Origin of the sequence: Methanolobus halotolerans (assembly GCF_004745425.1) — an archaeon.
Lineage (GTDB): Archaea > Halobacteriota > Methanosarcinia > Methanosarcinales > Methanosarcinaceae > Methanolobus > Methanolobus halotolerans.
Map to the genome: position 1 here is coordinate 26,183 of NZ_PGGK01000020.1, position 9,393 is coordinate 35,575.

General features: G+C 38.5%; 11 protein-coding genes. 9 read left to right on the forward strand and 2 right to left on the reverse strand.

The features are described from left to right. Nucleotides 1-157: 157 nt before the first annotated feature. The 8 genes from CUN85_RS12230 (at nucleotide 158) to CUN85_RS13570 (ending at nucleotide 8,323) form a co-directional block, all read left to right on the forward strand. Nucleotides 158-943, forward strand: a complete 786-nt coding sequence (locus tag CUN85_RS12230; protein ID WP_135390596.1) for a helix-turn-helix transcriptional regulator — start codon at nucleotides 158-160, stop codon at nucleotides 941-943. Between the two features lie 1,558 nt (nucleotides 944-2,501). Further along, nucleotides 2,502-2,894, forward strand: a complete 393-nt coding sequence (locus CUN85_RS12235; protein ID WP_135390597.1) for a DUF2178 domain-containing protein — start codon at nucleotides 2,502-2,504, stop codon at nucleotides 2,892-2,894. Nucleotides 2,895-2,911: 17 nt separating this feature from the next. Beyond that, the gene (locus tag CUN85_RS12240) at nucleotides 2,912-3,103 is read left to right on the forward strand and encodes a helix-turn-helix transcriptional regulator (protein WP_135390598.1); all 192 of its coding nucleotides are present in this window, start codon (nucleotides 2,912-2,914) and stop codon (nucleotides 3,101-3,103) included. A gap of 382 nt (nucleotides 3,104-3,485) precedes the next feature. Beyond that, nucleotides 3,486-3,683 (forward strand): SHOCT-like domain-containing protein, encoded by a 198-nt coding sequence (locus CUN85_RS12245; RefSeq protein ID WP_135390599.1) that lies wholly within the window; start codon nucleotides 3,486-3,488, stop codon nucleotides 3,681-3,683. Nucleotides 3,684-3,690: 7 nt separating this feature from the next. Then, the gene (locus CUN85_RS12250; RefSeq protein ID WP_135390600.1) at nucleotides 3,691-4,914 is read left to right on the forward strand and encodes a hypothetical protein; all 1,224 of its coding nucleotides are present in this window, start codon (nucleotides 3,691-3,693) and stop codon (nucleotides 4,912-4,914) included. Between the two features lie 172 nt (nucleotides 4,915-5,086). Further along, complete coding sequence (locus tag CUN85_RS12255) at nucleotides 5,087-5,899, forward strand: minor capsid protein (RefSeq protein ID WP_135390601.1); 813 nt, start codon at nucleotides 5,087-5,089, stop codon at nucleotides 5,897-5,899. A gap of 195 nt (nucleotides 5,900-6,094) precedes the next feature. Further along, on the forward strand, nucleotides 6,095-8,188 hold the full coding sequence (locus CUN85_RS12260; RefSeq protein WP_135390602.1) for an ATP-binding protein: 2,094 nt from the start codon (nucleotides 6,095-6,097) through the stop codon (nucleotides 8,186-8,188). Nucleotides 8,189-8,197: 9 nt separating this feature from the next. Continuing rightward, nucleotides 8,198-8,323, forward strand: coding sequence for a hypothetical protein (locus tag CUN85_RS13570; protein ID WP_268921648.1), 126 nt, complete (start codon nucleotides 8,198-8,200; stop codon nucleotides 8,321-8,323). A gap of 239 nt (nucleotides 8,324-8,562) precedes the next feature. Here the strand turns inward: CUN85_RS13570 and CUN85_RS12265 are convergent, their stop codons facing one another. Both CUN85_RS12265 and CUN85_RS12270 read right to left on the reverse strand, forming a co-directional pair. Continuing rightward, nucleotides 8,563-8,826 carry a type II toxin-antitoxin system mRNA interferase toxin, RelE/StbE family gene (locus CUN85_RS12265; protein ID WP_135390603.1) on the reverse strand — a complete coding sequence of 88 codons (264 nt, stop codon included), beginning with the start codon at nucleotides 8,824-8,826 and terminating at the stop codon, nucleotides 8,563-8,565. Between the two features lie 5 nt (nucleotides 8,827-8,831). After that, complete coding sequence (locus CUN85_RS12270) at nucleotides 8,832-9,050, reverse strand: hypothetical protein (protein WP_135390604.1); 219 nt, start codon at nucleotides 9,048-9,050, stop codon at nucleotides 8,832-8,834. A gap of 97 nt (nucleotides 9,051-9,147) precedes the next feature. On the opposite strand from CUN85_RS12270, the gene CUN85_RS12275 reads away from it, so the two are divergent. After that, a complete protein-coding gene (locus CUN85_RS12275; RefSeq protein ID WP_235856333.1) occupies nucleotides 9,148-9,297 on the forward strand; it encodes a hypothetical protein in 150 nt (49 codons plus the stop codon). Nucleotides 9,298-9,393 lie beyond the last annotated feature (96 nt).

Below are 9,393 nucleotides of genomic sequence, written 5' to 3' on the forward strand. Positions count from 1 at the left end.
TCTCAAAAACAAAATTATTTATACTGGAAAACTATTCTTTTCGCTTAAGGTATATTCAGGCTGGTAAAGATTAATTTATTATGCTATCTGCATCGACACGTTTGATTTAAAGTAGTAACTTGTTTAATATTTTATTTATAGGCGGGATGTGTTGCAAATGAAGAAAGTCTTGATTGATGTCATATTTGCTTCTGAGAAGAGAAAGAATGTGCTCTTATTGTTGAAAGATGGTCCAAAAGAGACAAAAAATGTCTTAGAATTATTAGAAACTACAAGACAGTCATTGCTTCCACAGATTAAAGTATTGGAAGAACATCATCTTTTAAGCCATAAAAATGATGTTTGTGAATTAACAAAAATTGGTAAACTTCTAGTCGAAGACATGATGCCTTTACTTGACACTGTGGATGTACTGGATACAGATATTGAATACTGGGGTACCCGCAAGCTTGATTTCATTCCAACTCATCTGTTGGAAAGAATAGATGAGCTGGATGAATGCAGTTTAATAGATCCGGATATTACCAATGTGTACAATGCACATCAGGCATACCACGAAACCTGTGCCATATCAAAATCCATCTTTGCCGTTACCACGTTTTTATATCCTGATTTTCATGAAATGTACTCCCGGCTTATTCATGATAACATAAAAAGTACTATAATCATGTCCCCTGATCTATATAACAAGCTGGAAACCGACAGGTATTCGGGTTTTAAGGACTTAATGGATAGTAATCTAATGCATTTCTACCTTTACTCAGGAAAAATAGATTTTATGTCCTTTGGATACAATGATTATCAGTTTGTTATGAGCCCATTGACTAATACAGGAGATTTCGATAACAAACATCTGCTATTTTCCAGTCCTCAAGCACGTGAATGGGGAAAAGAATTATTTGAGCATTACCTGAAGGACTCAACACCAATAACTGAGATATGATGTTTTAATTAATTTTATAGTACATCACGTCTGATTTTAGTGGTGCCCTCATTCCGTGTTACCGGTTGGAGGCAGTACATTGGACCGGATATGTGGATAGTTTGCTATAAAGTGGTCCAAAAAGAGAAAAGGGCACCAAATTAACCTTGTGTGAAAAAGAATATATCATTATTGAATCTTAGTTATCTTAGAAAATAAATCTATTATAAGAAACTGGAATATAATAAAGGAGAGCCGAGGTACCAAAAAAGTATCGGTTGTCGTCTAAGGTACCTCAACCAAGATAAGTTTGGGGGTTTGCTGGGCGCTTCGAATCAGTCAGTAATTTAGCAAACCCTTACTCCCGATTCATAATAGGTTTTATTTTTATTTAAGCGGAACTGCTCTTAATAAACTGAACAAAACGATATTTTATTGACGGCTAAATTTAATGTCATTAATTTTAGGCAAGGACCAGAATTCTTTGTTCATAGGTTTCAAAAGCATAAGCAGTGTATATGTTTGTGGAATCCAAGAAGTATGGTTGAAATGGAGCAGTGGGAAACTTGTCAACAAAATATAACTGAATATTTTAATTTTGCTTTGCGAAGTATATTCTATTTAAAAAGCCATTTAGGATATTATCTATAATTAGAAGCTTTAAAAAAATGTCCTTAATCAGTCAAAGAAACCCTTTAATGGGAACTGTTTTTATATCAGAAAATCTTTTTTGGACTTAGATTAAGAACACTTTTATATGAGAAAATCTTTATTGAACAATATTAAGAACACTTTTATATGAGAAAACCTTTGTAGAATTAGATTAAGAAGATAGGATGGGGCACACGATAAACCACCACGCTTATGGTGCCTCTCTCCTTGCGAATCCGGGATGTCCCCACATCCCTTCAACCCCCACTCACTCAACCCGCATGGCTGAGAAGGCAGAATGAGACGCCTGATAAACCCACTCTTTAAGGCGTCTCTTTCCTTACGAATCCGAGATATTCCCAATATCTCTTTTTAACTCCACTCCCAATAGCTTGCGAGCGTCCCCCGCTCACAACCTCTAATATGTTGTATTTGCATATAACCAGAATGGATTTTAATCTACGGGTTGCTACTAAGTTTTGTCTATAGACGATATTTCAATGCCATTACAATTTCTGTGAGCTTTACAATTAATCCCGCCTGGTGAATCGTGGCGCCCGGCCCACCAGGCCGGCGCCCTCACAGGCCGGAAAGATCCAGGCAGGATCACTCCATCGCCTTTCTCAATATCTCAGCAACCTCCGGATCCTTCTCCACAAGCTCCATCAAGGCCATAGAGATATCAGAACGTTTCTTCTCAATGTCCGTTGTAGCTTCTCCACTGCCAGTTATTGAACAAATTACAAGTTTTGCCTTGATGATAGCGATTTTTATAGGATTTCTACAGAGTCCAAACTTAATACAATTTTAAATTGCGCTTTCATCATTGGTAATTCTTGCAAGAGAGCTTGACAATATGTAGTAGATAATTGTCTTTATGAAAAGTTATATATACATAATGTCATGTTTACTTTACATTGTGATTTAAATGGAAACAAAAGATGTAGGTAGAATAGTTGTAGGGTTCATATTAACCCTGATAGGAACAGGATTTCATATTTTTGAACCAGGTTGGATTATAAATCCAAGTGGAGCCGGTGGTGCATTCATAGGTGCGGGAGTAGTATTGATAATAATCACTTTTCGTGAAATCCGACTTAGAAATAAAGGAACTATAGTGGAAGATGAACGAATCTTTCATATCGCTGAAAAAGCCAGCCATAAAACCCTGGTAATACTTATTATATTTCAAGGTACGTTAGTAGCATTTCTTGGAGTTACAGCATCTGACATCAAAGCTTACCCAATTGTATCTCTACTGTTTGTTATAACAGTAATCTCCTATGCAGGATTTTTCCATTGGTACAAAAGACAAATGTAATCCCGGATGTATGTTGAATGAAGAACAGTCTAAAAGTATGGAGAGCAAAGAAAGATATCACTCAGGAACAACTGGCCATGGAAATGGAGGTGACTAGACAGACCATTAACGCTATAGAACGTGGTAAATACGATCCAAGTATAAAATTGGCTTTCAAGATGGCACGATTCTTCGAATGTTCGATTGAAGATATTTTCTTTTACGAATAATATAATATCTTAGAAAGCGTAATTATAACTGTAATTTCGAATAGTTTACTCTATAAGCATTTAAGGTGTCAAAGAGAATGTACTCTATTTCTCTACTCCATTTTCAGTCCAAATCTACGATTGTGCATTTTGCAAATTCCTTACAATAAAAAGGCACTAATTAATTATCATAACCAATTTTTAAACGTATGTATTAAACTTATATAATTGCAGCATTCAGATTTCATTGCATGAGTGATACCTGTTCTACATGCACTTTTTTTAAACTCACGGCTTCAACATACGGTTTTTGCAGACGCAAGTCTCCTGTTGCGAAAGTAGGATTTCCGGTAGTTCCCTCCGATGAGTTGTGTGGTCAACACGAACCAAGGAGTAGCAAACCATGTTAGAATCTCATGCAACTGAAGCAGCTACTTTCCTTATAGGAATTGGTGCAGGCATAGTTATAAGAGCAAAGCTCTGGTGGAAGAACAAGACCTCAGAAGAGAGGAAATCCTTGGTCTACGAGATTCTGCAATCACTGGAAGATGGTAAGATCACTGCTGCAGAAGCAAAGGCTCTGATCAAGAATCATTTGTGAGGTAACCATGGTCTACCTAAATGCTACAATCACCGGTTCACATAAACCGATTACTCTTATGGCTTCTGCAGGTGTGAAAAGAACAGATGCGTCGACAAAGTTTGGAGGATATGAGAACTTCGATACTGATAACCGTTTCAAGTACTACCAGCAGCTTTCAACATGCACTCCACATGTTTCCACATCTCTTAACAAGCTGGCACTGTCCCTGGTAAAAGGTATGCATTTCGATGGAACCGGTTCCAAGGCTGTTAAAGAGTTTGAGCGATGGTCCACTAAGGTCAACTTTTTTGACCAGGTGCAGACGCTTGGCAGGCTACTTTGCAGGGACGGAACATATATTGCAGCACCAACCGGAAATGCAGAGACTTTTTCCCTGATACCCCTGCTCATGCAGAACACAACTATCCTCCCGGAGGATTTTACTGTTGGTGAAATGAACCCGAAGGAGATTCTTACTCCGCCTACTAGGTCTGTTGTCATCAATGAAAGCGACAAAGCCAAAAGAAAGATCTTGAAGATCAGTGATGTGGTCTATGGCTCCTACAATGCCTGGGACACTGTTCTGAAGGATCCTCTTAAACGCGATACATACGGCATTTATGGAGCTTCCATGATGGAGCCTATTGAACTAAGCATCCGTAACCTGTTGAATATCAACCACGGATATGTTTCATTTGTTAAGAAATACGGCAATGGTAGGTATCTCATCGACTTCAAACTCCTGGAAAAACTGGTCGAGCAGGAGATCGTCAGCATAGAGGATGCTCAGAAGGTCATAGACGCATGGCTTGACGAGCACAAGTACCTCTCAGAGAACGAGGATATCGCTGCAGTTGGTCTGGATGTTATTCCTGTTGATGCAAAAGGATCCCTGGATGTCATGTCATTCAAGAAATCACTGGAGACAGATATCCAGATAGGTCTGCTGCAATCCCCTCTCAGTATGGGCGATACAAAAGGATCTACTTATGCTGCTGGATATGTATCCGAAGAGGACCGTATGGTCGTTCTTGAAGGCCTGCAGCACATTGTTCAAAACATTGCTAACAGTGCCATCAATATGCGCCTTCGACTCATGAACAAGACGGAAGATTCTTTGTGGATAGAGTTCGAGGAGCTGAGCAGGCCACAGTTAGAATCACGTGATATGATTGAATGGTACAATAGTGGAGTTCTTACAAAAGAACAGCTTCTCAAGTGGGGTGGATTCCCTGTGGAAGGGGAATGATCTGTACAAGAACAGCCTTATTTTTGTTGTAACCGTACTCTGGTTATTTGTCCTTGCTTTTGTTGCATTGTGTTTCTTGAAGACTTCATAGATAGGTGATAAAATTTCACTCCTGAAATCATCAAAACTAATCCGGGCCCAGAACCGGCTTATCTTGCTTTTAGACCGCACCATGGAAAGAGCATTTGCATTAAGGACCATGGACTATGAACAAGAGCTTGTTCGAAATGTCCACAGGGAATTTGGGTCCAAGACCTATGTAAAGCAACTGGACAATATCATCACCGAGATCATGAAACAATCGTTGCTGTATGCTGACAATCAACTGAAGGAGATTTCTGCGGCTGCAATCGAAGACTCATATGTACTAACAGAAGAAGCTGTGAGAATATCCACGGACCTGGCAGACAATGTCTCAGAATCTATCGTCCAGATGCTCAAAGATGAAGCAATCTATACGGTGCATCCCAATCAGCTGGCCAAAATGATAGTAGATCTCTGGGGAGGAGAACGATACAAAGCAGTTAGATTTGCCAGGACCTTCACTGCAGATGTTGCCACCAACACAACTGTGTACCGATATCGCCAGCGTGGAGTTAAATACGTTGAATTTGATGCTGAACTTGATGACAGGACAAGTGACCAGTGTAGGGCCTTGCACGGAACAGTGTTCGACCTATCAAATGGTTCCGTGGACCTGTATCGTCCTCCGCTCCATCACAGCTGCCGATCGAGCCTAAAACCAGTGCCAATTAGCCGGGAAATTAATCCTGATGCAGAGTTTGAGAACCGTGACTTCCGTCATCAGATAAGCCAGAGAGGGGACTTACTCAAGGAATTGGCTGATAAACAAGTTGTAGAGAAGGCATTTGAGAACATAGACAAGTTCAATGAGAAATATCGGATATCTAAGTTCATTCTGGATACGGATATTGAGAAGAGACTCATGATGAAGGAGGGTTTGGAAATGTTCATTGAAGTTTAGAATAAAGTGTGAGACAATCAGTTTGATTTCAAGAGAGTTTTGCTTAAATGTTTCTATTGGAATTTAATAGAACTTTCATCGAGATATTATCAGAAAAATTATATATAACATAAAACATAATTATTTTGCATTATGTTAGGCACAGAAAACCTCTAATTATTGAATATTTCTATTCTTTTTGATATCGGATGTTACATGAATACTGAAATATTAATAGCTCTTGTAAATAATGCGGCTTTACTTCTAGCTATTGGTGTCCTGTATGATGTTCTTTCCTTTAATATTGAAATGAACACACGTTTGAAAAACATTGTTGCAGGTTTTTTCATAGGTATAATAGGCATCGCCTTGATGCTAAACCCGTGGGAACTTTCTCCCGGATTATTTTACGACACACGTTCTATTCTGCTTAGCATCGTTGCCCTTTTCTTTGGTTTTATTCCTGCAGTCGTTGGAGCACTTATAATCATTTCTCATCGTCTCTATCAAGGAGGTGTTGGAGCAGTTATCGGTACATTTGTAACAATATTTTCTGTGGTATTAGGACTTTTATGGCGGCAGTATCATGAAAAACTTCATAAGCTCTTTGGTGTGTTCGAACTGTACGCTTTTGGTATTCTGGTTCATATAATCATGCTTATCTGTATGTTATTGCTTCCATGGCCATATGCCTTCGAAGTTATAAGACTTATAAGTTTACCAGTTATGTTGATCTATCCAGTTGGAACGGTATTATTAGGAAACCTTTTAAAAAATCAGTTGTCACATAAAAAAACACAGGAAGCACAGAAACAAGCTGAAAGAAAGTATCGGCAGGCACATAATATTTTGCAAGGAGTACTGGAGAGCCCTACAAATGTTGTTATATTCGCTCTTGATAGATATTACCAATATCTTGTCTTCAATAAAAATCACCAGATTACAATGGAGCAAATATGGGGAGTCAAGATAGAGGTTGGCGTTAGCATGCTCACTTACATTAAGGACCCTTCAGATCGAGAAAAAGCAAAAGTGAATTTTGACAGGGCACTTGTAGGTGAAGCTTTCACAATTATCGAAGAGTATGGAGATACATTGCTCGAAAGACGTTGGTATGAGAACGTGTACAGTCCTCTTAAGGATGATGAAGGGAATATCATTGGTCTCACGTTGTTTTTGACAGATATCACAGAAAATAAGAAAGCAGAAATTAAAATTGCCGAAGAAGCTGTCAGAAAACGTGTTCTTATAGAACAATCTCATGATGGTATTGTTATCCTTGATCAGAAGGGAAAAGTTTTCGAGGCCAATAGGAAGTATGCAGAAATGCTTGGTTATTCACCTGAAGAGATTCTTACCTTACATGTGTGGGATTGGGATGCCCAGTGGACACGGGAACAATTGATGGAAATACATCGGAAGGTTGATGAGAAAGGCGACCACTTCGAAACCATACACCGTCGCAAGAATGGTACACTTTTTGATGTTGAAGTCAGTACAAATGCAGCCATGTTTGGTGAACAGAAACTGATTTTTTGTGTATGTAGGGACATCACCGAGAGGAAACGTGTAGAAAAAGAGCTGCTGCGTGCTAAACTTGAAGCTGAATCTGGCAATAGAGCAAAGTCGCAGTTCATTGCAAATATGAGCCATGAATTAAGAACTCCGCTTACTGCCGTAATTGGTTTTTCAGATCTTCTAAGCATGAATGCTCATGATAAGCTAACCGAAAAAGAGCTGGGATATATTGGTCATATAAATAAAAGTGGAGAACATCTACTTGAGATTATAAACGATATTCTCGACCTGTCAAAAGCAGATGCAGGAAAAATGGTACTTGAATGCGAGAATTTTTCTATTAGGGAACTTTTAGACGAGATTGCTGCACAAATGACTCCTATAGCATCGAAAAAAAATATCAGTATTAGAATTGATAATGAAATCCCGAATGCTTATATTTTCGCTGACAGACTGAAATTCAAACAGATTATGTACAACCTGCTCAGTAATGCAATTAAATTCACACCAGATAATGGCAAAGTCTTTGTTACTGCAGTAAATAACGATAATGAGGTACAGGTATCAGTGTCAGATACAGGTATCGGAATCTCGGTTAACAAACAGAAAGACATATTCACTCCCTTTGTGCAGGTTGATGAATCAAACAAAAGGGTATATGGTGGGACTGGTTTGGGACTTTCTCTTGTGAAGCAATATGTAGAAATGCACAAAGGGAATGTCTGGGTGAAGAGCGAAGAGGGAAAAGGAAGCACGTTTACGTTCACAATTGTAAATCAAGATACTAGCTGATGAAAGGTTGTGGAGACGGCTTTTGAGAATATAGACAAGTTCAATGAGAGATATCGGATATCTAAGTTCATTCTGGATAAGGATATTGAGAAGAGACTGATGATGAAGGAGGGTTTGAAGATATCTATAGAATAGATATTCGAAAAGACAATCCATCCTAACTATGAAAATAACAGTTCGCAGTTACCAAGATTGGTTGTGGCATATATATACAGCACCATGGGATTTTGTAAACGACCTCCGACTGAAGTCAGGGCTTGCACTTCAAGTTCTCAGTTTCCTGAGCAGAGTACAATAGGTTGGTTGATAGCAGCCCTTGAAACAATGTTCCTTGTAGCATTGCAATCTGCATTTTTTGATCCTGGAGCTAAGGATTAATATATTACATCATGGTGGTCATAGTCAAGAATCCTAATCTCTTTGTTATCCTCATCGATTTCGTAGATCAGTACAAATGAAGAGCCAATATGTACCCGTCTTGCACCATGTAGATCACCACGTAGTGGCTTATAATGATATGGATTCTGGATGATTTGTTGAACTTTCTTGCCGATAATGCTCATCTGTTTTGGATTCTTTTTAATGATCCTTATAAATTTTTTGTCGGCAATCTCGGATACAACAACACCATATTCCATTATTTTTACCCGTAACGTTCAGAAAAATCATTAACACGGACAAATTTCCCATTTCTGATGTTGTCGAGTTTTTCCAGATACTCCTGCTTTGCTTCTGGATCCTCGGATACTATGCTCTCCATAAACATCTGTACTTGTTTGCTCATGCTCATCCCATGAGATTTACACAGGGCAGAGAACTTATTATATGTATCTTCATCCACATTAAATGTCTTTAGTACCATTGATATCACTATGATTAATTAATGTTTAATAATTCTATTTAATGATATTTAATAATTTCTTTTCTCATTTTGGGATATCTTTGTTGTTACGGGGGAAATGAGGGGTGTAGATCTTTTTGATCTCTCAGCCCTTGGAATTTTTCTTGAAGAAGAGTTCGGGTCAAAAGTGGATATAGTCTCAAAACGTGCCGTAAGAGATGAATTGAAGAACAGGACTTTTTCAGAAGTGGTTTATGCGCACGCTTGAGGCGATTTTCATGCGTGAGTACAGGTTGTTTTTAACTGACATTATTGAAGCGATTGATGAGATTGAAGATTTCACTTCAGGAATGGACTTCACTGA